Origin of the sequence: Hymenobacter persicinus (assembly GCF_004167665.1) — a bacterium.
In the GTDB taxonomy this organism is placed as follows: Bacteria; Bacteroidota; Bacteroidia; order Cytophagales; family Hymenobacteraceae; genus Hymenobacter; species Hymenobacter persicinus.
Window position 1 is genome coordinate 1 of the sequence record NZ_SEWE01000028.1, and the last position, 24,542, is coordinate 24,542.

At 65.4% G+C, this 24,542-nt stretch carries 21 protein-coding genes; 13 read left to right on the plus strand and 8 right to left on the minus strand.

Annotation, left to right across the window (positions count from 1 at the left end):
• Positions 1 to 875: glycosyltransferase (locus tag EWM57_RS13445; protein ID WP_242510062.1), on the minus strand; the 875-nt coding region annotated here is incomplete at its 3' end.
• Positions 876 to 1,064: 189 nt separating this feature from the next.
• Between EWM57_RS13445 and EWM57_RS13450 the strand changes: the two genes are divergently transcribed.
• Genes EWM57_RS13450 through ffh form a run of 3 tightly spaced genes read left to right on the plus strand, consistent with a single transcriptional unit; the run spans position 1,065 to position 4,603 of the window.
• Positions 1,065 to 2,270 carry a ferritin-like domain-containing protein gene (locus EWM57_RS13450; protein WP_165370512.1) on the plus strand — a complete coding sequence of 402 codons (1,206 nt, stop codon included), beginning with the start codon at positions 1,065 to 1,067 and terminating at the stop codon, positions 2,268 to 2,270.
• Positions 2,271 to 2,302: 32 nt separating this feature from the next.
• Positions 2,303 to 3,202 (plus strand): ferritin-like domain-containing protein, encoded by a 900-nt coding sequence (locus EWM57_RS13455; protein WP_129921674.1) that lies wholly within the window; start codon positions 2,303 to 2,305, stop codon positions 3,200 to 3,202.
• Positions 3,203 to 3,256: 54 nt separating this feature from the next.
• A complete protein-coding gene (gene ffh / locus EWM57_RS13460; RefSeq protein WP_129921675.1) occupies positions 3,257 to 4,603 on the plus strand; it encodes a signal recognition particle protein in 1,347 nt (448 codons plus the stop codon).
• Positions 4,604 to 4,695: 92 nt separating this feature from the next.
• Here the strand turns inward: ffh and EWM57_RS13465 are convergent, their stop codons facing one another.
• Complete coding sequence (locus EWM57_RS13465) at positions 4,696 to 5,172, minus strand: nucleoside deaminase (RefSeq protein ID WP_129921676.1); 477 nt, start codon at positions 5,170 to 5,172, stop codon at positions 4,696 to 4,698.
• A gap of 424 nt (positions 5,173 to 5,596) precedes the next feature.
• On the opposite strand from EWM57_RS13465, the gene EWM57_RS13470 reads away from it, so the two are divergent.
• Positions 5,597 to 6,382: an LOG family protein gene (locus EWM57_RS13470; RefSeq protein WP_242510063.1), complete on the plus strand. Its 786-nt coding sequence runs from the start codon at positions 5,597 to 5,599 to the stop codon at positions 6,380 to 6,382.
• A 20-nt stretch (positions 6,383 to 6,402) separates the two neighbouring features.
• Here EWM57_RS13470 and EWM57_RS13475 read toward each other — a convergent pair whose 3' ends face one another.
• The 3 genes from EWM57_RS13475 to EWM57_RS21610 form a co-directional block, all read right to left on the minus strand.
• Positions 6,403 to 7,875, minus strand: coding sequence for an amidohydrolase family protein (locus EWM57_RS13475; RefSeq protein ID WP_129921677.1), 1,473 nt, complete (start codon positions 7,873 to 7,875; stop codon positions 6,403 to 6,405).
• 57 nt (positions 7,876 to 7,932) lie between these two features.
• Positions 7,933 to 9,393, minus strand: a complete 1,461-nt coding sequence (locus tag EWM57_RS13480; protein WP_242510064.1) for an MBL fold metallo-hydrolase RNA specificity domain-containing protein — start codon at positions 9,391 to 9,393, stop codon at positions 7,933 to 7,935.
• A 186-nt stretch (positions 9,394 to 9,579) separates the two neighbouring features.
• Positions 9,580 to 9,999, minus strand: a complete 420-nt coding sequence (locus EWM57_RS21610) for a BON domain-containing protein (protein WP_129921678.1) — start codon at positions 9,997 to 9,999, stop codon at positions 9,580 to 9,582.
• A 382-nt stretch (positions 10,000 to 10,381) separates the two neighbouring features.
• Here EWM57_RS21610 and EWM57_RS13490 point away from each other — a divergent pair, with 382 nt between their 5' ends.
• Positions 10,382 to 12,919: a cation-translocating P-type ATPase gene (locus tag EWM57_RS13490; protein ID WP_242510065.1), complete on the plus strand. Its 2,538-nt coding sequence runs from the start codon at positions 10,382 to 10,384 to the stop codon at positions 12,917 to 12,919.
• A 27-nt stretch (positions 12,920 to 12,946) separates the two neighbouring features.
• Here the strand turns inward: EWM57_RS13490 and EWM57_RS13495 are convergent, their stop codons facing one another.
• Both EWM57_RS13495 and EWM57_RS13500 read right to left on the minus strand, forming a co-directional pair.
• Positions 12,947 to 14,332: an aminopeptidase P family protein gene (locus EWM57_RS13495; protein WP_129921679.1), complete on the minus strand. Its 1,386-nt coding sequence runs from the start codon at positions 14,330 to 14,332 to the stop codon at positions 12,947 to 12,949.
• A gap of 28 nt (positions 14,333 to 14,360) precedes the next feature.
• Complete coding sequence (locus EWM57_RS13500; protein WP_129921680.1) at positions 14,361 to 14,954, minus strand: glutathione peroxidase; 594 nt, start codon at positions 14,952 to 14,954, stop codon at positions 14,361 to 14,363.
• A 193-nt stretch (positions 14,955 to 15,147) separates the two neighbouring features.
• Between EWM57_RS13500 and EWM57_RS13505 the strand changes: the two genes are divergently transcribed.
• From EWM57_RS13505 to EWM57_RS13525, 5 genes are all read left to right on the plus strand, one after another.
• Entirely contained in the window at positions 15,148 to 15,789 is a 642-nt protein-coding gene (locus tag EWM57_RS13505; protein ID WP_129921681.1) for a flavin reductase family protein, read from the plus strand.
• A gap of 145 nt (positions 15,790 to 15,934) precedes the next feature.
• Positions 15,935 to 16,981: a ferredoxin--NADP reductase gene (locus tag EWM57_RS13510; protein ID WP_129921682.1), complete on the plus strand. Its 1,047-nt coding sequence runs from the start codon at positions 15,935 to 15,937 to the stop codon at positions 16,979 to 16,981.
• 112 nt (positions 16,982 to 17,093) lie between these two features.
• Positions 17,094 to 17,594 (plus strand): cupin domain-containing protein, encoded by a 501-nt coding sequence (locus EWM57_RS13515; protein ID WP_129921715.1) that lies wholly within the window; start codon positions 17,094 to 17,096, stop codon positions 17,592 to 17,594.
• A gap of 57 nt (positions 17,595 to 17,651) precedes the next feature.
• Positions 17,652 to 18,710, plus strand: a complete 1,059-nt coding sequence (locus tag EWM57_RS13520) for an aldose epimerase family protein (protein ID WP_129921683.1) — start codon at positions 17,652 to 17,654, stop codon at positions 18,708 to 18,710.
• A gap of 14 nt (positions 18,711 to 18,724) precedes the next feature.
• Positions 18,725 to 19,555, plus strand: coding sequence for an amidohydrolase family protein (locus EWM57_RS13525; protein WP_129921684.1), 831 nt, complete (start codon positions 18,725 to 18,727; stop codon positions 19,553 to 19,555).
• Positions 19,556 to 19,568: 13 nt separating this feature from the next.
• Here EWM57_RS13525 and EWM57_RS13530 read toward each other — a convergent pair whose 3' ends face one another.
• Positions 19,569 to 20,792, minus strand: coding sequence for a multidrug effflux MFS transporter (locus EWM57_RS13530; RefSeq protein WP_129921685.1), 1,224 nt, complete (start codon positions 20,790 to 20,792; stop codon positions 19,569 to 19,571).
• Between the two features lie 369 nt (positions 20,793 to 21,161).
• On the opposite strand from EWM57_RS13530, the gene EWM57_RS13535 reads away from it, so the two are divergent.
• The 3 genes from EWM57_RS13535 to EWM57_RS13545 all read left to right on the plus strand — a co-directional run bounded on the left by EWM57_RS13535 (position 21,162) and on the right by EWM57_RS13545 (position 24,477).
• Positions 21,162 to 22,004 (plus strand): polysaccharide deacetylase family protein, encoded by an 843-nt coding sequence (locus EWM57_RS13535; protein ID WP_242510066.1) that lies wholly within the window; start codon positions 21,162 to 21,164, stop codon positions 22,002 to 22,004.
• Positions 22,001 to 23,215, plus strand: coding sequence for an oligogalacturonate lyase family protein (locus EWM57_RS13540; RefSeq protein ID WP_129921687.1), 1,215 nt, complete (start codon positions 22,001 to 22,003; stop codon positions 23,213 to 23,215). Before EWM57_RS13535 ends, EWM57_RS13540 begins: the two co-directional genes overlap by 4 nt.
• A 125-nt stretch (positions 23,216 to 23,340) precedes the next feature.
• Positions 23,341 to 24,477: a glycoside hydrolase family 88/105 protein gene (locus EWM57_RS13545; RefSeq protein WP_129921688.1), complete on the plus strand. Its 1,137-nt coding sequence runs from the start codon at positions 23,341 to 23,343 to the stop codon at positions 24,475 to 24,477.
• Positions 24,478 to 24,542 lie beyond the last annotated feature (65 nt).

Below are 24,542 nucleotides of genomic sequence, written 5' to 3' on the forward strand. Positions count from 1 at the left end.
ACCTTGCCCACGAAGCGCAGGCGCAGGTTCACGTCAGGGTGGCGGCGGCTGCACTCCCCGCAGGCGGCCAAGAACAGCTCGATGTGGTAGATTTCCGAAATCGTGCCCGTGTGCGTTATCAGCAGCGAATCCGTAGGCGGTGCCGACGGCTCGCGGAAGTCACTCTCGTCGTAGCCGTTGGGCAGCACGTGAAACTTGCCGGCCGTGAGCTTCGCCGACTTGCCCAGCAGCAGCCGCTTGGTGTCGGGGCTCGTGACCAGCACCTCGTCGGCCTGCTCCAGCACCTGGCGCTCGTACCACTCGTCGAGCCAGCGGGCCGGGGCGGTCTGGTTGAGCTCCTTGGAGTAGTAGATGTCGGTCCAGGGGTCGCGCAGGTCGGCCAGCCAGCGCAGGCCGTAACGCTTTTTCAGCGCCAGCCCAATCAGCTGGGTGGAGTGGGGCGGGCTGCTGGTGAGCACCGCATCGAAGGTTTCGCCGGCGCGCAGCAGCCCGGCCACGGCCCGCAGTACGTGGGCGTTCCAGCCCCGGCGCGGGTCGGGAATAAATACGTTGCCGCGCACAAACTTGAAAAAGCGCTGCTGGAAGCTGGTCTTGCTTTCGTTGGCAAAGCCGCCGTAGGGAATCTGCTGGCGGCCGGTGAGCTTTTTATAGGAGCCGAAGGGCTCGGAAGTGTCCGTGCGAATCACCCGGACGGAAGCCGGAATTTCGGCCGCCAACGACTCGTCGAGCACGGGGTAGGCGCCCCGGTCCGGGTCCACGGTTATCACCGTGCACTCCACGCCGAAGGACGGCAGGTGCTTCACAAACTTCAACGTCCGCTGCACGCCCGCGCCCCCGGAGGGCGGCCAGTAATACGTAATAACGAGCAGGCGCATAGCTGAGGCGGGAGCAGAGTTGGGGCGTTTGGCGGGGCGAAGGTAAGCAGCCGCCCCGGTTTGCGGGGGCTGCGTGAATTATTGGGGGCAAAAAGGCTGTTTCCCCCTAACTTGCGGAGGATGCCGTATGCCCTCGGGCCCGGGCGCTTCGCTGCCCGTTCCCCATCCTTTATTTCTACCCTACTGCCGATGAAGTCCGTTTCTACTCCTGCCTTCCCCGAGCCCACCGGCCGGGTGGCGGGCCCCGCCCTGGGGCGCCGCTCGTTTCTGTTTTACAGTGGGGCCAGCGTGGCACTGGGTAGCCTGTGGCTGGCCGGCTGCACCAAAAAAGAAGCCCTCACCCCGGGCCCCATCACGGCGGCCCCCACCATTGACGCCTTCACCCCGGCGGCCGGCGCCCCCGGCACCGTCATCACCATCACGGGCACCAACTTCACCGGGGCCACGGCCGTCACCCTGGGCGGCTTGGCCGTGCCCTACACTGTCGTCAGCGCCACCACCATCACCGTCACGCTGCCAGTGACGGCCGCGACCGGGGCCCTGGCCGTGACCACGCCCGGCGGCACGGCCACCAGCAGCACGCCCTTTACGGTGTTGCCGCCGGCCAGCACCATCACCAGCTTTTCACCCCAGTCCGGCCTGCCCGGCACCATCGTCACGCTCATTGGCACCAACTTCACCGGGGCCACCCGCGTCACGCTCGGGGGCGCCACGACCGTGTTTTCGGTTGTCAATGCCACCACCATCACCCTGACCGTGCCCGCTACGGCCCAGACTGGCGTTTTTGTGGTCACGACGCCCGGCGGCACGGGCAGCAGCGCCACGGTCTTCACCGTGCTGCCCCAGTTTGTGAACGTAGGCACCGGCGACCTGGGCGTGCTCAACTACGTTTACGCCCTGGAGCAGCTCGAAGCGGCCTTCTACGCCAGCGTGAAGGCGGGCAGCTACTTCGCTGGGGCTTCGGCAGCCGAGAAAGCGGCCCTCACCGACATTGCCGGCCACGAGTTGCTGCACCGCGAATATCTGAAGGCGGTGCTGGGCTCCAATGCCATCAAGGACCTGGAAACGGACTTTTCCGCCATCAACTTCGGCGACCGGGCGGCGGTGCTGGCGGCAGCTCGGTCGTTTGAGGACCTGGGCGTGGCGGCCTACAACGGGGCCGCGGCCTACCTCACCACGCCGACCTACCTGCTGGTGCTGGGTAAAATTAGCTCGGTGGAAGCCCGGCACGCGGCTCTGATCCGGGACTTTCTGACCTACAACACGTTCGTGGGCGCCGACATCATCGGGGCTACCTCGGGGCTGGAAACGGCCAAAACGCCAGCGGTGGTCGTCACGGCGGCCAATTCCTACCTGAAAGTGGGCTCCAAGCTCGACGTTTCCGGCCTGCAGTAACTTCTATTCCACCCGCTATTCTCTCTTGTCCGATGAATCTATTCAACCTGCTCTCCGACATCGAAGCCGTGGACCCGGAAGTGTACGCCCGCTTCGACGGCCGCCGCCGCGTATTTCAGCACCTGGGCACCGTGGGCCGCCGCCTGACGGCCGCGGCCGTACCGGGCGCGCTGTCGGCCCTCTTTAGCCGCGCCTACGGGCAGGGCACCGGCCTGCCCGCCGACGTGGCCAACGTGCTGAACTTGGCCCTGCAGCTCGAATACCTCGAATACAGCTTCTACAGTCTGGCCCTGAGCAGCCCGCTGCCGCTGACTGCCGAAGACCGGGCCGCCGTCACGCTACTGCGCAACGACGAAAACAACCACGTCCAGACCCTGCGCACCGTACTCGGGACGGCCGCCATTGCCCCGCTGCCCTTCAGCGCCTTTGACTTCACCGGCAGCAAGGGCGGCCGGCAGGCGCCGGCCTTTCCCACCGTGTTTTCCAACCCATACCTCTTCCTGAGCCTGGCCCAGTGCTTCGAGGACCTGGGCGTGCGCGCCTACAAAGGGGCGCTGCCCACGCTGTTCGTCAACAAGTTGGTGACCGAGGCGGCGCTGAGCATTCACTCGGTGGAAGCCCGCCACGCCTCCCACGTGCGCACCATGCGCCGCGGTGGAGCCCAAAGTCTGCCCGGCTCCCCGGTCTCAGCGCCTAAGAGCTGGATAACCGGCTCCGAAACCGGCGGCCCGTTGCCTAACTTGCTGGGCAACGTCTACTTTTCCGGTACCCCGACCAATCTGTACCCCAGCGAGGATAACACTGTGCAAAGCGGCATCAACCTGCTGTCGGCCTTTCCGGGCGTGGCCACGGCCGCCTTGGCCAGCGAAGCCTTCGATGAGCCCCTGGACGCGGTTTCGGTTTCGCTTTTGATGGGATATTTCCGCGTATAAACGACCTTTGCATTTCCGCCCACCCCGGCGGCCCTTTCGTAATTCCCGTTTCCCATGTTTGATAACCTCAGTACCAAGCTCGACAAAGCCTTTAAAACCCTCAAGGGCCAGGGCAGCATCACCGAAATCAACGTCGCGGCCACCATCAAGGAAATCCGCCGCGCCCTCGTCGATGCCGACGTGAACTACAAGGTGGCCAAGGAAGTCACCGACAAGATCAAGGACGAGGCCATGGGCCGCGACGTGCTGACCACCGTGTCGCCGGGCCAGCTGATGACCAAAATCGTCTACGACGAGCTGACCCAGCTCATGGGCGGGCAGAAGGAAGACGTGGTGATGAAGGGCGACCCGGCCGTGATTCTGCTCTCGGGCCTGCAGGGCTCGGGCAAAACCACCTTCGCCGGCAAGCTGGCCACGTTCATCAAGAAGCAGAACCGCACGGTGCTGCTCGTGGCCTGCGACGTGTACCGTCCCGCGGCCATCGACCAGCTCAAGGTGTTGGGCGAACAAGTAGGCGTAGAAGTGTACTCGGAGCCGGAAAATAAGAATCCGGTCGAGATTTCGCAGAATGCCATTGCCTACGCCAAGAAAAACAACAAGAAGGTCGTCATCATCGACACCGCCGGCCGCCTGGCCGTCGACGAGCAGATGATGAAGGAAATCGAGCAGGTGAAGCGGGCCATCAACCCCTCCGAAACCCTGTTCGTGGTGGACGCCATGACCGGCCAGGACGCCGTGAATACGGCCAAGACCTTCAACGACCGGCTCAACTTCGACGGCGTGGTGCTCACCAAGCTCGACGGCGACTCCCGCGGCGGCGCGGCCCTCTCTATCCGGGCCGTGGTCGAGAAGCCCATCAAGTTTATCTCGACCGGCGAGAAGATGGAAGCCCTCGACCTGTTCTATCCCGACCGGATGGCGCAGCGGATTCTGGGCATGGGCGACGTTATTTCGCTCGTGGAGCGCGCCCAGCAGCAGTTCGATGAGGACGAGGCCAAGCGCATCAACCAGAAGATCCGCAAAAACCAGTTCAACTTCGACGACTTCCTGTCTCAGCTCGAGCAGATCAAGAAGATGGGCAACCTGAAGGATCTAGTGGGCATGATTCCGGGCATGAGCAAGCAAATCAAGGACATCGACATCGACGACGACGCCTTCAAGCCGATTGAGAGCATCATCAAGAGCATGACCCCGCAGGAGCGCAGCACGCCCGAAATCCTCAACGGCTCCCGCCGCCGTCGCCTGGCCAAGGGTTCCGGCACCGACATTCAGCAGGTCAACAACCTGATGAAGCAGTTCGAGGACATGCGCAAAGTGATGCGCACCATGAACAAGATGAGCTCCACCAAGGGCGGCATGGCCCAGATGGCCAAGATGATGGGCATGAAGGGCAAGATGTAAACCGCCCTTCAGTTTGGCTTCGGCCGTCCGAGAAATGAAAAAAGCCCTGCCGCGTGAGCGGCAGGGCTTTTTTGCGAGCAATGTGGAGTAGGCTAGTACTCAGTCTTGCCTTCCTTGTTGGTCCAGGCCTCGAAGCCCGCCAACGCCTCGTCGCGCAGCAGTTGCGTCATGGGCAGCTTGCGCGACTCCATGGGCCGGTCCAACTCTTCGTAGATAAACTGGTCGTCGAACCCGATGGCGGCGGCGTCGGCCTTGGTGTTGCCGTAGAACACGCGCCGGGGGCGGGCCCAGTAGATGGCGCCCAGGCACATCGGGCAGGGTTCGCAGGAAGTGTACAGGTCGCAGTCGTCGAGCTGGAAGGTACCCAACTCTTTGCAGGCCTTGCGGATGGCGTCGACTTCAGCATGGCAGGTGGGGTCGTTGGTGCTGGTCACCTGGTTGAAGCCGCGGGCAATGATCTGGCCGTCTTTCACGACGACGGCGCCAAACGGACCACCGTGGCCGGCCTGCATTTTTTCAATCGAAAGGCGAATGGCTTCGCGCATGAATTCGTCGCGGGGGGATTCCATAGGAGGGAAGGTAAGGGGAAAGCCCGCAAGATACGCCCACCGTCCGCCACCCACCAAACCCGAACCACTCGCAGCGGCTCCCGACAATAGCGTGCGTAGCGCAGCAGGAGCCGGCTCAGCCCGGTATCCGGAATGGCGAACCAGCCTGATGCAAGGCAGCCGTTCGGAAAGACGATAATTGCAACTGTTTTCGGACGAAATTTCTTTTGCCTAGGCCACAGTACTCGCGGCATTTGGCACAGACATTGCTGTTGAAAATCCGAAAGAATAGTTTTTTAGGTGTTTTGGTTGTGGAAAAGGGGACGTCGTATCGGCGTCCTTTTTTTATGCCCGGCCTTTGGGTAGGTATGTGGCCGCGTCACGCGGTTGTAGTGCAGCAAAGTCAGGGAAAAGTGCGAGCGGGGCGCTACCTTGATGGTGAACAATGGGAGCCATTCCCGACGAATCCATGGCTGCTGCCGCCCAACCTGATTCTGCTCCAGTTCCGGTTATCGGGCCTTCCCGCGGGGAAAAGCGGTTTCTGGCCGGTCCACGGAGTCGCCGCAGTGAGCTGCGCTTCTTGTGGGCCGTGGTGCGCGAGTTTCTGCGCGGCTTCCGGGTGCTGCACTTCGTGGGGCCCTGCGTCTCGGTATTCGGCTCGGCGCGGGTGGCGGAAAGCTCCCCTTTTTACACGCTGGCCCGGGAAATGGGGGCGGGCCTGAGCCGGCAGGGCTTTACGGTGCTCACCGGTGGCGGCCCCGGAATTATGGAAGCCGCCAACCGCGGGGCCCGCGACGTGGGCGGCTCATCGGTGGGCTGCAACATCGTGCTGCCCCAGGAGCAGCAGGCCAATGCGTACCTGGACAAGATGCTGCTGTGCCGCTACTTCTTCGTGCGCAAGGTGCTGTTGATCAAATACTCCTATGCCTTCGTAATTATGCCCGGCGGCATCGGCACCCTCGACGAGCTGTTCGAAGCCCTGACTCTGATTCAGAACCGAAAGATTCTGGATTTTCCGGTCGTTGTCATCGGGCGCCAGTACTGGCAGCCGCTGCTGACGTTGCTCACCCAGATGCAGCAGCAGGGCATGGTCGCCGCCGTCGATTTGGAGCTGCTGACCTACACCGATTCCGTGGCGGAAGCCCTGGCCCACATCGAGCAGCACGCCGTGGTGAAGTTTAAGCTGGCCAGGCTGAGCCGTCCCCGGCGCCGGTGGTGGCTGGGGGAGTAGCCGCGCCGCTTTACGCTAGGTCAGCGCGTGGCGGCCGCCGCCGGGGCAACGACGGCGCGGGCCTGCTGCTCGGCTTCGGCTTCGAGGGCTTCCAGTGCCTTTTTGTTGAATACGCGGCCACTGAGCACCACGGCCCGAACCTGCCGCAGGTTGCGGATGTCGTCAAGCGGGTTGGCGTCGAGTAGCACCAGGTCGGCGTGGTATTCGGGGGTAATATGGCCGAGGTCGTAGCGGTGGCCCAGGGCCGCGGCCGGGGAGGTGGTGGCCGCCTGGAGCGCCTCGGCCGGCGTGAAGCCTGCCGCTACCAGCTGCTCCAGCTCGGCAAGCAAGCCGCTGCCGTGGAAGCGGTAAGGGTTCTGCCAGCCGGCATTGGAACCGGCCACAATCGTGACGCCCTGCCGCTGAAATTCCGCGACCATCAGGTGCTGGAGCGAATCGAGGGGACGAAGCGTGGCGTAACGGGCGGTGGTCAGGTTACGGGTGCTGAAGTTGGTACGGGCCCACTGCTGCCGCACGCTTTCGGGCAAAAAGCGGAAGCGCGGGTCGGTAGTGGCCAGGGCTTGGTCGGGGTAAAAGTCGCTGAGCAGCATCGGCACCACGAAGGCCCGGCTTGCCGCCAGTGCCTGCCCCAGCGCGGCGCAGCGGGCCGGGCTAAACGAGCTGACCACCGCGCGTTGCTGGGTGCGGAGCTGGGTTTGCAGGATTGCCAGGCGGTGCGGGCCGGTGAGCAGGCGCGAGCGGCTCGCTACCAGCTCCGCTTCCTGCCCCGAGCAGCCCAGCAGCAGCTTATCGGCCGGCTCGAAGCCACGCTGCCCGGCCTCCACGGCCGCCAGGCTGGTCAGGGCCTCCGGCACGGGCCCCACGAGCGGCACGTGCTGTTCGCGGGCCACTTCGGCCACGCCCAGGTAGGTGTCCCGGGAAAGAAATGGGTCCATCGTCAGGCCCTGCCAGCCGGCGAGCAGCCCGGCTTCGGCCTGCTGCCGTCCTGCCACCCGCGCAGCCGCCCCGGCCGGGGCACCCACCGGCTCCTCAATGGGGACGCCGGCCAGCATAATATGCGGGCCCGTCAGCTCGCCAGTTTCGACGGCCCGCACGGTGACCAGCAGCTCGGGCAGGGGCCGGGCGGTGCCGAAGTTGCGGATGCTGGTAATGCCGTAGGTCAGGTAGAGCGGCAGGGCCACCCGGGCTTCGACGGCGGTACTCAGGGCCGCCACGTGCGCATCCCAGAGGCCGGGAATCAGGTATTTTCCCCGCCCGTTGAGGCGCTGCACGGCCCGCCCGGCCGGCGCCCGGTTGCCCACCGATTCGATGCAGCCGTCGCGCACCACCACCATGCAGTTGGCCTGCACCCGCTCTCCGACCACGTCCACCACGTTGACGTTGCGAATCACCAGCAGCCCGGCCGGGGCGGGAGGGGCCGGCTGCTGGGCCCGGGACCAGAAGGGCGCCAGGGCCAGCCAGGCCAGCAGGTAAACAGTGCGTTGCGGAGTCATTGCCGAGAGAAGGTTAAGGAGAAGACGAAAACGAGGCTGGCCGGCCCGAAACCGGGCTCAGAGGCCCTCGAACAGCACGTGGGTTTCCAGGTAATCGGGTACCACCACGTTCGGCCAGCCCGACTTTTCCCGCAGGGTGTGGGCCAGGGCCTGGGCCGCCGCCGGCTCGCCGTGCACGACGAAGGTGCACTTGGGCGCAACGGTGAAGTTGCCGAGCCAGCGCAGCAATTCCTGGCGGTCGGCGTGGGCGGAAAAGCCATCCAGGTGCCTTACCTGGCAGCGCACGGGCACCAGTTCCCCGAACATCTTCACGGTCGTGGCTCCGTCCTGCAGGTCGCGCCCGCGGGTACCCTCGGCCTGGTAGCCGATGAGCAGCAGCGTGTCTTCGGGGCGGGGCAGGTGGTGGTAGAGGTGGTGAATGATGCGGCCGCCGGTGCACATGCCGCTGGCCGAAATGATGATGGCCGCCCCCTTTTTCTCGTTGAGCTGCTTGGACTCGGAGGCTTCGGTCACGAAGCGCAGGCCGCTGAAGTCGAACACGTTGCCGTGGCCGAGGCGGTGGGCACCGGGGTGGCGCGGGTAGAGGTCGGACACCCGGATACCCATCGGGCTGTCTACGTACACCGGCACCAGGAGCAGGCGGCCTTCCTGCCGCAACTTTTTGAGGTAGTAGAGCAGCGTCTGGGTGCGCCCCACGGCGAAGGCCGCCACCACCAGCATGCCGCCGCGCGCCAGGGCCTCGTGCACCACCCCGACCAGCTCGGCCTCCGGATCCTGGCTGCGCGTCACCCGGTCGCCGTAGGTGGACTCCACCAGTAGCACGTCGGCGGCCGTGATGGCCGTCGGGTCGTGGAGGACGGGGCTGGCGTAGCGGCCCAGGTCGCCGGAAAAAACCAGCTGCTTGCGCTGCTCGGCGCCCTGCACGGTCAGCTCGGCAATGGCGGAGCCCAGAATGTGGCCCGCGTCGCGGAAGCAGAAGGTGAGAGCATCCGCAAACAGGGAAACCGGGGCGTCGTACGCCACGCTTTCCACCAGGGGCAGCACCCGCAGCACGTCGGCCTGGGTGTAGAGCGGAGTGGCCGGGTGGTGGTGGGAAAAGCCCTTGGCATTGGCGAAAGCCGCCTCTTCCTCCTGGAGCTTGGCCGAATCGAGGAGCATGATGCTGAGCAGGTCGACCGTGGGCTCGGTGCAGAAAATACGGCCCTGAAACCCATCCCGCACCAGCTTGGGCAGGTAGCCGCAGTGGTCGATGTGGGCGTGGGTCAGCACCACGACGTCGATTTCGGCCGGCTGCACGGGCAGGGGCTCCCGGTTGCGCAGGCGCAGCTCCTTGAGGCCCTGAAACAGGCCGCAGTCGATGAGTACCTGCTGGCGCTGCCGCCCCCGCGCCAGGGTCAGCAGGTACTTTGAACCCGTGACGCAGTGCGCGGCCCCGAGAAACTGCAGGCTGACTTTCAAGCGGGTCGCCGCGGCCGGCGGGGCCGGGGGCGGGGTGGCGGGAGTGGAGGCCTCGTACATAGCGGCAAGGGCTTGGTGGGGAAACGCCCGCGGCGGCCAGAGCGGCCGGCGGAGGGCTTTCGGTGAGCTTACCGTAAAGATGCGCGCCGGGCCGGGCCGGCGCCATGATGCAAATCATCCCGGGCCGCTGACATTTTACATTGGCCCGGGCTGCCGGCGCTTTCCAAAGGCCCCACGATGTAGCCGTCAGGGCGTGGCCGGGCGGCGCAGGTGGTTGTTCACCTCGCGGGCCCCGCAGGCGTAGGCTTCCGCGGCCGCGCAGTCCCGGTCAGCGTCACGCGGCCCTCGTGCACTCAGCAGCGCATTGACCACCGCCCGCCCGCCGCGCACGGCCGTGGCAATTTCCTCGGCCCGGTGCAGGGTCAGCAGGTTGTCGGTGAACCCGACCAGCTCCACGATGCCCTGCTGGCAGCGGAGCCGGATCAGGTTGGCACGAATGCCTTGGCGTAGCAGCAGTTGCGTAATGGCCGCGGTGATGTCTGCATCGGCCAGACGGTCTTCCGTGGCCGGGGGCGGGTTGAGGGAGCATGGGCAGAACGTGGAAGGAGGGAAGAAAAGGCTGCCAGGCCCGCGCCGGGTAAGCAGCTGAACCAGGCCAAGGTGCAGCCTGCAGCCGGGCCCGGGCGGTGACGAAACTCAGGTCCGGCCATGACTTTTGTTCTTCTTTTTCCGGGCTCACCCTCCGAGCTTGGTCAGACCGGCCGCAAGCGGGCCGCGCGGCCCGAATCTAACCTTGTTCAGCTCACCCTTACCCGGTACCGCGGATGACCACCCAAACCTTCCCCCGGACTTTTGGGCAGCTCAACAACCGGCAGTTGGCGCTGGTCGGCGGGCGTGCAGCGCATGGTGCGCTCCGACCTGGCCGCGGCCGGTCTACAAGGAACACAACCGAAGCTTCGGCCTGGGAAAAATGGTGAACCGGTTCTTTGGGCGGAGAACCGCTCCTCGGCCAAGCCGCTGGCAACCCCCTGGCCAACCACAATCTTAAATGCCTGACCCGCACAACCAACCCGCCGCCATGCCTAGGCCCACGACCCTGCCCGCCCCCGCTTCCTTTTCCGGCCTGACGGAAGAGGGCGTCGTGGCGGCGCGGGCATCTTACGGCCGCAACGTGGTTGCGGCCCCTGCTGGGGCGGGGCTGGCCGGTACGCTGCGCGAGGTCGTGACCGAACCCATGTTTTTGCTGCTCGTGACGGCCTGCGCAGTGTACATTGCCCTGGGGGAGGGCGCCGAGGCCATTACCCTAGGAGTGGCCATGCTGGCCGTGGCGGGCATCTCGGTGTATCAGCAGCTTCGCAGCGACCGGGCCCTGAGCGCTTTGCGCGAGCTCACCCAGCCCCGCGCCCGGGTGCGCCGCGGCGGTGTGGTCGTGACCGTGCCGGTGGAGGACTTGGTGGTGGGAGATGCCGTGCTGGTGGAGGAAGGCAGCCGCCTGCCCGCCGACGGCCTCGTAACCGAGCCGAGCGACTTTGCCGTCGACGAAGCCATTCTTACCGGCGAGGCCGTGCCGGTTGCCAAAGCTCAGGGCGACCCGGTGTTTGCCGGCACCAGCACCGCCGCCGGCCGGGCCTGGCTGACAGTTACGGCCGTGGGCGCGGGCACCCGGCTCGGCCTGATCGGGCAGAGCATGGAAGCCATTGTGCCGGAGAAAACTCCCTTGCAGCGGCAGGTGAGCCGATTTGTGCTGCGCATGGCCTGGGTGGGCGCCGGGGCGTTTGCGCTGGTGTGGGCCGTAAACTACGCGCACTCCGGCAATTGGGTCACGGCCCTGCTCTTCGGCCTCACGCTGGCTATGTCTATTCTGCCCGAAGAAATTCCGGTGGCCTTCAGCTCCTTTATGGCGTTGGGGGCGGCCCGGTTGAGCCGGCTGGGCGTGCTGACCAAGCAGCCCCAGACCGTGGAAAGCCTGGGCTCGGCCACCGTCATCTGCGCCGACAAAACCGGCACCCTCACCCAGGAAGGCATGCAAGTGCGGCAGCTCTACGACGGCACTGCCGCCCGCCTGCTGCCGGTGCCCGGCCCGCTCCCGGCCACGGCCACGGCCGTGCTGGCCTGCGCCCGCTGGGCCAGCGAAACCGAGCCCTTCGATGCCATGGAAAAGGCCATTGTGGAGGCCTACGCCGCTGCTGACCCGGCCGCGGCCGCTGCGCCCTGCCCGATGGTGCACGAGTACCCACTGGCTGGCACCCCGCCCATGATGACCCACCTGCGCCGGGTGGGCGCCGAAACCGTGGTGGCCGGCAAGGGCGCCGTGGAGCATATTCTGGCCGTCTGCCGCCTGGCCCTAGCTCGGGCTGAGGAAATCCGACAGGTGACGCGGAAGCTGTCCGGGCAGGGCTACCGGGTGCTGGGCGTGGCGCGGGCTCATTCCGATGGCACAGCCTTTCCAGAGGGGCAGGACGACTTTGCCTGGGAGTTTCTGGGGTTGGTGGCCCTCGAAAATCCGCCCAAGGCCAACGCCGCCGCCGTGCTTCAGGCTTTTCTAACGGCGCAGATGCGGGTGAAGATGATAACCGGCGACTTTCCCGAAACGGCCCAGGCCATTGCCCGCCAGGTGGGCCTTCCCGGCGCCGACACGTTGCTCACCGGCCAGCAGGTGATGGCGCTGCCGGCCGCCGCGCTCCGGCAGCAGGTAACCGGCACGGCCGTTTTTGCCCGCATGTTTCCCGAGGCCAAGCTGCGGGTGGTGGAAGCCCTCAAAGCCAACGGCGAGGTGGTGGCCATGACTGGTGACGGAGTCAATGACGGCCCGGCCCTCAAGGCGGCGCATATCGGGGTGGCCATGGGCCGGCGGGGCACGGAAGTGGCCCGGCAGGCGGCTTCGCTGGTACTCGTCGACGACGATTTGGCGGGCATGGTCACGGCCATAGCCCAGGGGCGACGCATTTATCAGAACTTCAAAAAGGCCGTTTTCTACGTCGTCTCCATTCACAGTCCCATTGTGCTGACTGTGGCCGTGCCGTTGCTCGCCAACTGGCCGCTGGCCAACCTGTTTTCGCCCGTGCACATCATCTTCCTGGAGCTGGTGATGGGCCCTACCTGCTCCGTGGCCTTCGAAAACGAGCCGGCCGAAGACGGGCAGATGCGGCAGCCCCCGCGGCCCCTTACCACTACTTTCCTGGGCCGGGCTGAGCTGGGGCGCAGCATCGTGCAGGGGCTGGGCATTGCCGCGGGCGTGCTGGGCGTGTACTACGTGAGTATGCGGCAGGGCCTGCCCGCGCCGGTGGTGCGCACGCTCACGTTTGCCACCCTGGTGCTCAGCAACCTGGTTCTTACGCTGGTGAACCGCTCGTTTACGCAGTCCGTTTTCCGGACCATGGGCACGCCCAACCGCATTCTGTGGCTGATGCTGGGCCTCACCCTGACCTTGCTGCTGGCCACGCTGCTGCTGCCGGGCGCCCAGCGGCTGTTCGGCTTCGGGCCGGTGAGTCCGGCGTCCCTGGCCTGGTGCGGGCTGGCCGCCCTGCTCGGCACGGGCTGGATTGAGGGCTACAAGGCCGTGCTACGGGCCCGTAGCGTCGTTTGAAGCCCCAATCCAGCCCGCAACGTGGGTTTAGCTAAGGGCCTGCCCGCGGATGGCTTCGATTTCGGCCACCGTCTTGGCCAGGGGCTCACCCAGCAGTTGGCTGCCGTGCTCGGTGATAATAAAGTCGTCTTCGATGCGGATGCCGCCGAAGTCGCGGTAGGTGTCGAGCCGCTCGAAGTTGATGAAGCGCTGAAAGGTGGCATCCCCGCGCTTCTGGTCGATAAGCTCGGGAATGATATAGATGCCGGGCTCGATGGTGACGGCAAAGCCCGCCTGCAACTCCCGGCCCAGCCGCAGTGATTTGAGGCCGAAGGCCGTGCTTTTGCGCAGCTCTCGGGTGTAACCCACGTAGGTTTCGCCCAGGCTTTCCATGTCGTGCACGTCGAGGCCGAGCATGTGACCCAGCCCGCACTGAAAGAACATGGTGTGCGCCCCGGCCCGCACGGCTTCCTCGGCATTGCCGCGCATCAACCCGACCTGAATCAGGCCCTCCACCAGCTTTTGGCAGGCCAGCAGGTGCACGTCCAGAAACCGCACGCCGGGCCGCAGGGCGGCAATGGCAGCCAGCTGGGCATCGAGCACGACTTGGTAAAGCTCCCGTTGGCGGGCGCTGAACGTGGCGCTGACGGGGAAGGTGCGCGTCAGGTCGCCGGCGTAGTAGCGGGCCGTTTCCACGCCGCCGTCGAAGAGCAGCAGGTCGCCGGCTTGCAGGGTGTTGCCGAGGTAATGGTTGTGCAACACCTGGCCCTGGGTGGTGAGAATCAGGGGGTAGGAGAGCTGCAAGCCCTGGCTCTGGGCGCTGCGCAAGGCTTCGGCGGCCACCTCAAACTCGCGCATGCCGGCCCGGGCCTGGTGGAGCGCGGCCAGCTGCATCCGGGCCGAGCCGGTGGCGGCCGCGTGCAGCTCCTGCACTTCCTCCGCCGACTTCACTGCCCGCTGGGCCACCACGGCTTCAATCAGGGCCACGCTGGCGCCGGCCGCCACCTGGGCGGGAGCTTTTTCCGTCCAGGCAGCCAGCTTCAGCACGTGCTCAGGACGGTAGGGCGGCAGGTAGTGCACCGTCGACTTGCTGGCCAGGTACGCCCCGGCCTGCTCCAGGGGCCGTACCGTGCGCACGCCTACCTGCTCGGCCTGCTCCTCCATGGAAGGCAGCGGGCCGGTCCAGATAATGTCGTCGAGGCTTTGCTCGGGGGCAAACAGAATTTCCTCCCCGCTGTCGGCGTCGAGCACGGCCACCAGGGAAGGCAGGTTCAGGCCGAAATAGTACGAGAAGCTGCTGTCCTGACGGAAATGATACCAGTTGTCGCGGAAGTTCATGCCGGACTCGTCGTTGCCGAGCAGCACGATCAGGCCGTGGCCGAGGCGCTGGCAGAGCTGCTGGCGCCGCTGGCGGTAGGTGGTTTGGGCGAACATAAACCGGGGAGAAGGGTGAAAAACGGACTTAGCGGCGGCCCAGCTGCTGGGTGACCTCGGCGCTGAGCGGCGACACGGCGGGCCCGAAATAATGGGTCAGGCGGCCGTCTTCGCTGACTAGGTACTTGGCGAAGTTCCAGTCCGGAGCCTGCTCGTTCCAGCCGTTCTGCCGGGCTTCGCTCAGCCAGCGGTACACCGGATGCTGGCGGTCCTGCTTCACCACCACGCTTTTTTTCATCAGCGGAAACGTCACGCCGAAGTTCACTTGGCAAAACTGCTCGATGGCCTTATCGTCGGCCTGTTCCTGCTCCTTGAAGTCGTTGGCCGGAAAGCCCAGCACGACCAGCTCGTCGGCAAACTGCTCGGCAAGCTGCTGAAGCTCCGCGTACTGATTCGTGTAGCCGCAGTTCGAGGCCGTATTCACGACCAGTACTTTTTTGCCCTGCAAGGCCGAAAACGACAGTTCCTGGCCCGTGTTGAGCTGGCTCTCGAGTTGGTAGAAGGGCACCGGCGCCGCCGCCCCCTGCGAGTTGGTGAGCACCCGGCCCTTGCTGCCGGATTTCGACAGGCGCATAATCAGCGGGTAAAACGTTTTGAGCAGCTTCTGGCGGAATGTGGGCATATGAGTCGGGACAAGAAAAAAACGGGCGGGTCCGGCGCCGGGGGGCCGGGCTGGAGCAATAAGCGTTTTGAGCGGCTAAAGTTAGGCCGCCGCCCCGGATTAGCTCGCCATTGGCACCCCCGAACGGTAGCGGCGCTGAACAAACGGCCCCGGTCGGTGGTCATAGCGGGGTTACTTCCCCAGCCCGTTGCCCATGCACCACCTCACCGCCGCCGATATCCAGGCCTTTGAACGGATTTACCGCCTCAACTTCGTTAATGGCCTGCCCGGCTTCAAGCCCGCCAACCTGGTGGGCACGGCGTCGGGCGCGGGCCTGACCAACCTGGCCGTGTTCAGCTCGGTGCTGCACCTGGGTTCCGACCCGGCCGTACTCGGGCTGGTGACGCGCCCCACCACGGTGCCCCGCCATACCTACCAAAACCTGAAAAGCAGCGGCTGCTTCACCCTCAACCACGTACCGCACGAGCGGGCGGCGGCGGCCCACTACACCTCGGCCAACTTCCCGGCCGAGGTTTCCGAGTTCGAGGCCTGCGGCTTCACGGCCGAGTACCGCGACGATTTCCCCGCGCCCTACGTGGCCGAAAGCCCTCTGAGCATCGGACTGCGCCTGCGCCAGGAGCTGCCCGTGTTCAACGGCACGGTGCTGCTGGTGGGTGAGGTCGAGCACGTGTACCTGCGCGAACAAGGCCTGCGCCCCGACGGCACCCTGGACTTGGTGGCCTTGGGTAGCGCCTGCATTTCGGGCCTCGACGGCTACCACGCGGTGCAGGAGCCAGTGCGGTTCGACTATGCCCGCCCGGGGCAGCCGCCGGTGGCCAAGCAGGCTGGGAGCTGAATTACTGGCGGCGCCCAAAAAGCAACAATCCGGAACTGCAGCCCCGCTTTTTGGGCATCTTGGGCCCGTGGTTCGTATAGCCTCGCATCCTAGGCCGGTAGCGCAGAGTTTGGGCCGGTCGGAAGAATGAACCTGCTGTTATTTTATGCTCCCCGACGCTTACCAACGGTTGACCATTACGGCCATTCACACGCCCGGACCCGAGGCCCGGACGCTGGTGCTGGCGCCCCGGCCCGGCGAAACCCTGCGCTACCAGGCCGGGCAGTACCTGACCCTGGTGCGGACCCTGCGCGGGGCCGAAGTGCGCCGCTCGTACTCGTTCAGCTCGGCCCCCACGCTGGGCGAGCCCGCGGCCATTACGGTTAAGCGGGTTGATAACGGCCTGTTCTCCCGCTGGCTGGTCGATGAGCTGCGCGTCGACGACGAGGTGCAGACCAGCGGGGTGGGGGGCTTTTTTACCCTGCCACCCGCCCCCACCGACTACGACCAGCTGATTCTGCTCGGGGCCGGCAGCGGCATCACCCCGCTGTTTTCGGTGCTCAAATCTGCCCTCCACGACTATGCTCACCTGCGCGTATTGCTGCTCTACAGCAACCGCACGGCCGCCGAAACGCTGTTTCTGTCCGAGCTCAATGCCCTGGCCCGCCAGTTTCCCGCCCGGCTGCGGCTGGAGCTGTTTTACAGCACCAATCCCGAGCTCTACCGCGCCCACCTGCACAAAGACCTGCTCAAAAGCCTCGTGGCGGAACACGCTCCGGCTTCGCCCGCCCGCACCCTGGCTTACGTCTGCGGCCCGCTCAACTACATGCGCATGGGTACTTACGGCCTCCACGAGGCGGGGCTGCCGCTGAGCCACATCCGCCGGGAGCAGTTCTTCACCGCGCCCGCCGCCCCGCCCGCGCTGCCGCCCGACACGGCGCCCCACCAGGTCACGCTCACGCTGCGCGGGCAGGTCCACCAGGTCCCGGTGCAGTACCCGCTCACGATTCTGCGCGCCGCCCGCCAGCAGGGGCTGCGCCTGCCCTACAGCTGCGAAGTGGGCCAGTGCGGCAACTGCGCCGCCCGCTGCACCGGCGGGCAGATATGGATGAGCAACAACGAGGTGCTGACCGACCGGGAGCTGAGCCGGGGGCTGGTGCTGACCTGCACCGGGTATCCCGTCGGCGGCGACGCGGCCCTGAGCTTCGACTAAACCAGCTGGTACGGGCTACTAAGGGCGGAAAAAACCGATGGCGGGGTTTTGAGGGGTTTTCGGTTACTTGCATCTTACGGGCTGAAAAAATCAGGTCCGCAGCATGCAGATTATGAGTGACGCGCAGAAGCAGCAATTATTTGAGCAGGTGGCCGAGCGCCTGCAGCGCCAGGGCTTCGGAATTGCCCAGCAGGACCAAAACCGGCCCTGGGGCGGGTTTTTCGTACTCGACGAGGGCCAGGCCCAGCAGTTTGCCGACACCTACTTCGACGGACTGTCGGTGGAAGGGCTGAAAATTGCGGGCAAGCTCAGCCCCAAGGTGTTGCTCGTGGCGCCCCACCAGCGCCTTTCGTGGCAGTATCACCACCGGCGGGCCGAAATCTGGCAGGTGGTGGAAGGCCCCGTGGGCGTGGCGACCAGCGCCACCGACGCCGAAGGCGAGGTGAAAACCTATGCTCCCGGCGAGCGGATTGTGCTGCGGCAGGGGGAGCGGCACCGCCTCGTGGGGCTCGGGGGCTGGGGCGTGGTGGCCGAAATCTGGCAGCACACCGACGCGGCCCATCCTTCCGATGAGGACGACATCGTGCGGGTGCAGGATGACTTCGGGCGCTAGGAGCCCCAACTTTTCCCGGCGCGGCCTCGTTGCGACCTTGCCACTACTCTTTTTCCCATGCCGGTTTCCACCTCCGCTTTTGGCCTGACCACCGACGGGGCCGCGGCCCAGCTCTACACGCTCACCAACGCCCACGGCCTGACGGCTACCATCAGCACCTACGGGGGCACGCTCACCAGCCTGCTCGTGCCCGACCAAGCCGGCCGCCTCGGCGACGTGGTGCTGGGCTTCGACGACGTGCGTGGCTACCAGAGCCCGGAATTCCTGCAGTCGGGGCCTTACTTCGGCGCGTTGATCGGGCGCTACGGCAACCGCATTGCCCGGGGCCGCTTCACCCTCGACGGCCAAGAGTACACGCTGGCCCGCAACAACGCCCCGAACCACCTGCACGGCGGGCGCCGAGGCTTCGACAAGGTGCTCTGGACGGCCCAGGCCGGGGAGTCGGCGGACGGCCCGACCCTGACGCTGCGCTACCTGAGTGCCGACGGGGAGGAAGGCTACCCCGGCAATCTGAGCGTGACCGTGGTCTACACCCTGACCTCAGCCAACGCCCTGCGCCTTGCCTACGAGGCCACCACCGACCAGGCCACGCCCCTGAACTTGACCAACCATACCTACTTCAACCTCAACCTGGGGGGCAGCGCCGACATTCTCGGCCACGAGCTGGAACTGCGGGCCGACCGTTACACCGTGGTCGACGAGACGCTGATTCCGACCGGGGAGCTGCGGGCCGTGGCCGGCACGCCCTTCGACTTTACGGCGCCCCACCGTATCGGGACCCGCATCGGGGAGGTGGCTGGCGGGGGCTACGACCACAACTGGGTGCTCAAGCCGGCCGGGGCCGGGGAGGCGGTTATCCGGGTGGTGGAGCCCGTTTCGGGCCGGACGCTGGAAGTGGTAACCGACCAGCCCGGGGTGCAGTTTTACACCGGCAACTTCCTCGATGGCACGCTCACCGGCAAGCACGGCGTGCGCTACGGCCGGCACGCGGGCTTCTGCCTCGAAACCCAGCACTTTCCCGACTCGCCCAACCACCCCGGGTTTCCGAGCACGATTCTGCGGCCCGGCTCGGTGTTTCGCAGCCAGACCGAGTACCGCTTCGGAGTGCAAGCGTAAACGAGTCCCGGCAGATGCTGAAAATTGACGCCCACCAGCACTTCTGGCAGTATGAGCCCGTCCGCGACGCCTGGATCGGGGAGGATATGGCCACCCTGCGCCGCGACTTCCAGCCCGCCGACCTGGCCCCGCTGCTGCACCAGCACGGCTTTGCGGGCTGCGTAGCCGTGCAGGCCGACCAGTCGGAGGCTGAAACGGAGTTTTTGCTGAGCTTGGCCGCCGAGCACGAGTTTATCCGGGGCGTGGTGGGCTGGGTGGATTTGCGGGCCCCTGGCGTGGATGAGCGGCTGGAATACTACGCCCAATTCGACAAACTCAAAGGTTTCCGCCACATCCTGCAGGGCGAAGCCGACCGCGCCCTGCTGCTGACCCCTGCGTTTAGGCGGGGCATTGCGGCGTTGTACCGTTACGGCTTTGCCTACGATTTGCTGATTCTGCCCGACCAGCTGGGCTACACGGCCGAGCTGGCCGACACGTTATCCACCCAGCCTTTCGTAGTGGACCACCTGGCCAAGCCGCCCATTAAAAGCGGGGCAATGGAGCCGTGGGCGAAGCAAATCCGGGCGCTGGCGGCTTGCGAAAACGTCCTTTGTAAAGTGTCGGGCCTGGTGACCGAGGCCGACTGGCACCGCTGGCAGCCCGCCGACTTCCGGCCCTACCTCGACGTGGTGTTCGAGGCTTTTGGTACGGGGCGGGTGATGTACGGCTCCGACTGGCCGGTGTGCGAGGTGGCCGGCGGCTACGCCCGGGCCCTGGGGCTACTGGAAGACTATTTGCGCCCGTTTTCTGCCGCCGAGCAGGCGGGCTTCTGGGGCGGCACCGCCGTGGCTTTCTACCGGCTCTAAAACCAGGCCGGCCCTAATGGGCCACCACCGCGCCACCCTCGGCAGCGGCCACCGGTTCGGCAATAAAGCGGCGGCCCACTACCAGCGCCAGCAGTGCCAGCAGGGCCGTGGCGGCCATGACGGCCACCATCGGTAGGGCCGAACGGGTATCAAACAAGCTGACGGCGTAGGAGGCCAGCGCGCCTACGGCCATCTGGGTGGCGCCCATCAGGGCGGCGGCGCTGCCGGCATTCTTGGCAAACGGGGCAATGGACAAAGCGGCGGCGTTGGGGTTGGCGAAGCCCAGGCAGCACAAAAACAGAAACAGCATCGTGACCGTGCCCGCCAGCCCAAACCAGCCCAGGGCCGTGCCCGCCACAAACAGCAGCCCTATCACCGACTGGCTGAGCATGGCGGCCAGCACAATCTGCTCGGAGCGGTAGTAGCGCAGCAGCCAGCTGTTGACCTGGCTCGAGCCGATAAAGCCCACCGAGAGCCCCGCGAAAATCCAGCCGTAGACCTGGGTGCTGACGCGGAAGATATCCATAAACACCAGCGGGGAACCCGACACGTAAGCCAGCAGCCCCCCGAAAGTCATGGCCCCGGTGAGGGCGTAGGTGAAAAACTGCGGCTCGCGCAGCACGGTCCAGAACGTGGTCAGGATGGGGCGCGGGTGCAGGGAAAGGGTGGGGTCGGGGGTGTAGGTGTCGGGCAGCCAGAGCGCGGTGGCCAGCAGCAGCAGGCCCATGGCCAGCAGCACCACAAACACCGACTGCCAGCCGAAGCCCGCCACCAGGTAGCCGCCCACGGTGGGCGCAATCATGGGTGAGGCGCTGATAACGAGCATCACCAGGGCAAATACTTTCGGCGCGTCGGCCACCGGAAACAGGTCGCGCACCATGGCCACGGCCGCCACTGTGGCGGCGCAGCTGCCCACGGCCTGCACGAAGCGCAGCAGAATCAGCGAGTCGATGCTCTGGGCGAAGTAGCAGCCCGCCGAGGCCAGCCCGTAAAGCACCAGGCCGAAGTACAGCGGCTTTTTGCGCCCGAACCGGTCGAGCAAGGGTCCGTAGAGCAGCTGCCCGGCCGACACGCCCACGAAGTAGCTCGACAGGGACATGCCCACCCGGGCCACGGTGGTATGCAGGTCCTGGGCAATGGCCGGGAAGCCCGGCAGGTACATATCAATGGAAAACGGTCCGAGCGCCGACAGGGAGCCCAGAATCAGAATCAGGAAAAAATAGCGTTGCTTGGTCATGCACAAGGGGAGGGGCCGCACCGGCGGCCGGGAGTAGGCGACAAGGAGAGGCCCCAACAGCCGCCGCGGGGCAAAGGTTGCCGAAAAGTTGGCACCCGGCCGCGAAGTCAGTTGGAAAGGCAACGGCACAAATCGGGTCTGGTCGCTGGCACAACGAGCTTAGGGCCCCTTGTGAGGTGGGTTGCCCTCAAGGAGTTGTCCCTACTTCTCAGGGGTAGCTATGTTGGGCTGTTTTTGCTATGCATGAGAAGAAACAGCCCAACACAATGGCGGGGTGGTTATGGGCAGAAAATCCCCGGACCACACAGTACAGGAGGGTTGGCCGGGGCAGCAGTACTTCCTTGTGCCACGTTCCCATCCCGACCTGTTGTGCTTCAGTCCCCTTATCTGCTTCGAATTGGCTGCCTGCTGGCGCTGAGCCTGGCGGCCGGCCCGGTCCGCGCCCAGGTGCTGCGCCGGCCCGTGCCCGATAAGCTGGTGGTGCTGACCTTCGACGACGCGGCCCTCAGCCACGCCACCTACGTGGCCCCGCTGCTGCGCAAATACGGGTTTGGGGCTACGTTCTTCGTCTGCGAATTCCGGGAGCCGGCCTTTGCCGACAAGACCAAGTATATGAGCTGGGCGCAAATCAAGGATTTGCAGCGGCAGGGTTTCGAGGTCGGCAGCCACACGCTCACGCATAAGCACGTGAACAGAATGAGTGCCGCCCAGATTGGGGCCGAGCTGGACTCACTGGAGGCCCGCTGCCGCACCTACCGCCTGCCGCGTCCCACCACCTTTGCCTACCCCGGCTACGACGCGGGCCCCATGTCCACGGCTGTGCTCACGGCGCGCCACTACGATTTTGCCCGCGCCGGCGGGGCCCGGGCCTACGACCCGCTGACCGACCACCCCCTGCTGATTCCGAGCTTCAGCACTTCCGGCCCGGACTCGGCCAAGGTATTCTCGGCCCTGCGCCAGGCCCACGGCGGCCGCATTGTGGTGCTGACCGTGCACGGCGTGCCCGACCTGGCCCACGACTGGGTGACGACCCCGCCCGCGCTGTTTGAGCAGTACCTGAGGTTTCTGCACGACCACCACTACCGCGTCATTGCCCTGCGCGACCTGAGCCGCTACGTGGACCCGGCCGCGGCCTCCCGCAGCATCGTGCCCAGTTACGCCCACCTGAAAGAACCTGCCGGTTTCTCGCCTCCGCCAACTACCCGCCCATGAAAACAACCGCCCTTGTTACCGCGCTTACGTTGCTCAGTGCCGCCGCCCCGGCCCAGACCCGCCTCGTGACGGGTTCCCAGTCGCCCATGCCGGCCGCCGAGTGGATCGACCAGGACACCGGCCACCGCGTGGTGCGCCTCACGCCCCTCGACGGCAACAACAACAGCTTCTACTTCCACAACCGGCCCTTTCTCACGGGCAAGGGGGGAGCGGAGCGCATGGTGTTCTACCATTCCGACGCCCGCGGCAAGCAGCTGCGCACCCTCGATTTGAAAACCCGGGAGGTGGTGCCGCTGACCCGCTACTTCAAGCAGGTGGGCGGCGAAATTGTGGCCCCTCGGCGCCGGGAGGTGTTTTACCAGACCGGCGACTCGGTCTACGCCACCCACGTGGACACCCGCCGGACCCGGCTGGTGTTCGTGTTTCCGCCCGATTTCCGCGCCAACATCACCACCCTGAACGCCGACGAAACCCAGCTCGGCGGGGCCTGGTCGTCGGATGCCGAGAAGGAGATTTCGCGCCAGTACCCGGAGAAAAAGGATTACTTCCGCCGCATCTACGACTCCAAGCTGCCCCGCACGCTGTTCACGGTGAGTACCCAGGGCGCGGGCCTGACCAAGCTCTTTACCGACTCGGCTTGGCTGAACCACGTGCAGTTTTCGCCCACCGACCCGCGCCTGCTCATGTTTTGCCACGAGGGCCCCTGGGAGCTAGTGGACCGCATCTGGACCATTGACACCAAGACCAAGCAGGTGAAAAAGGTGCACCAGCGCACGATGGACCGCGAAATCTTCGGCCACGAGTGGTTTAGCGCCGACGGCAAGACCATCTACTTCGACCACCAGCGGCCCCGGGGCGCAACCTTCTTCGTGACGGGCACCGACGTGAAAACCGGCAAGGAAAAAAGCTACGAGCTGAGCCGCGACGAGTGGAGCGTGCACTACACCAGCGCCCCCGACCAGCAAACCTTCGCCGGCGACGGGGGCTACCCCTCGTCGGTGGCCCACTCGCCCAACGGGCAGTGGATTTACCTGTTCCGCCCCAGCGGCTCCACGTTCGTGGCCGAAAAGCTGGTCAACCTGGCCAAGCACAACTACCACCTCGAGCCCAACGTGCACTACTCGCCCGACGGAAAATGGCTGATCTTCCGGGCCAACTTCGAAGGCGAAAGCCAGGTCTACGCCGTCGAAATTGCCAAGGCCGCCTCGTGAAATCCCGTCTGAACATACTGTAGAGACGCATACTTGCGTCTGCCGTCAGAACGACCGGAATGGCTCGAAACCAACAACATCAGCAACGATTGAGACGCAAGTATGCGTCTCTACAACGTTCTATTATGCTCAACTTTCCCCTCAAGTCCACTCTCTGCGCCCTGCTGCTGGCTGTGCTCACGCTGCCCGCCCCGGCGCAGAGCCTGCCCAAGAAAAAGCAGATTCTCAAAACCCTGACCTTGGCCAACCGCTACTTTATGCAGAAGTGGCCCGATACGGGCAAGGAAATCGTGACCAACAAGGCCCGCCCCAGCAACATCTGGACCCGGGCCGTGTACTACGAAGGGCTGATGGCCCTCTATGGCATTGACAAAAAGAAGGCCTACTACGACTACGCCGTCGACTGGGGCCAGAAGCACCAGTGGGGGCTGAACCGGGGCGTTGAAACCCGCAACGCCGACAACCAGGCCGCCGGCCAGACCTACCTCGCCCTCTACGACCTGGACCCCCAGCCCGAGCGCCTGCGCGACATCAAGGCCAGCATCGACCTGATGGTCAAGAGCCCGCAAGTGGACGACTGGTGGTGGATTGACGCCCTGCAGATGGGCATGCCGATTTACGCCAAGCTCGGGGCCATGACCAAGGATACGGCCTACTACGAGAAGATGTACCGCCTCTACACTTACTCTAAAACCAAGCACGGCGGCAACGGCCTCTACAACCCGCAAGACCAGCTCTGGTGGCGCGACAAGGACTTCGTGCCCCCGTACAAGGAGCCCAACGGCGAGGACTGCTACTGGAGCCGGGGCAACGGCTGGGTGGTGGCCGCCATGGTGCGGACGCTGGAAATCATGCCCCCGGGCGCGCCCCACCGGGCCGAGTATGAGCAGATGTACCTGAGCATGATGAAGGCCCTGCCGCCCCTGCAGCGCCCGGACGGCTACTGGAATGTGAGCCTGCACGACCCGAACCACTTCGGCGGCAAGGAGCTGACCGGCACGGCGTTGTTCGTCTACGGCATGGCCTGGGGCATCAACCACGGCCTGCTCGACGAGAAGCAGTACCGGCCCATTATCACTAAGGCCTGGAACAGCATGGCCACCGAGTGCGTGCATCCCAACGGCTTCCTGGGCTACGTGCAGGGCACCGGCAAGGAGCCCAAGGACGGGCAGCCGGTGAGCTTCACCAGCCAGCCCGATTTCGAAGATTATGGCCTGGGCTGCTTCCTGCTGGCCGGCACCGAGCTCTACAAGCTGAAGTAGACTCCTGCCAATTGAACGGCATTCCGAGCCCCGCGAGGAATTCCGCGTGCTTATGTTGCCAAAGT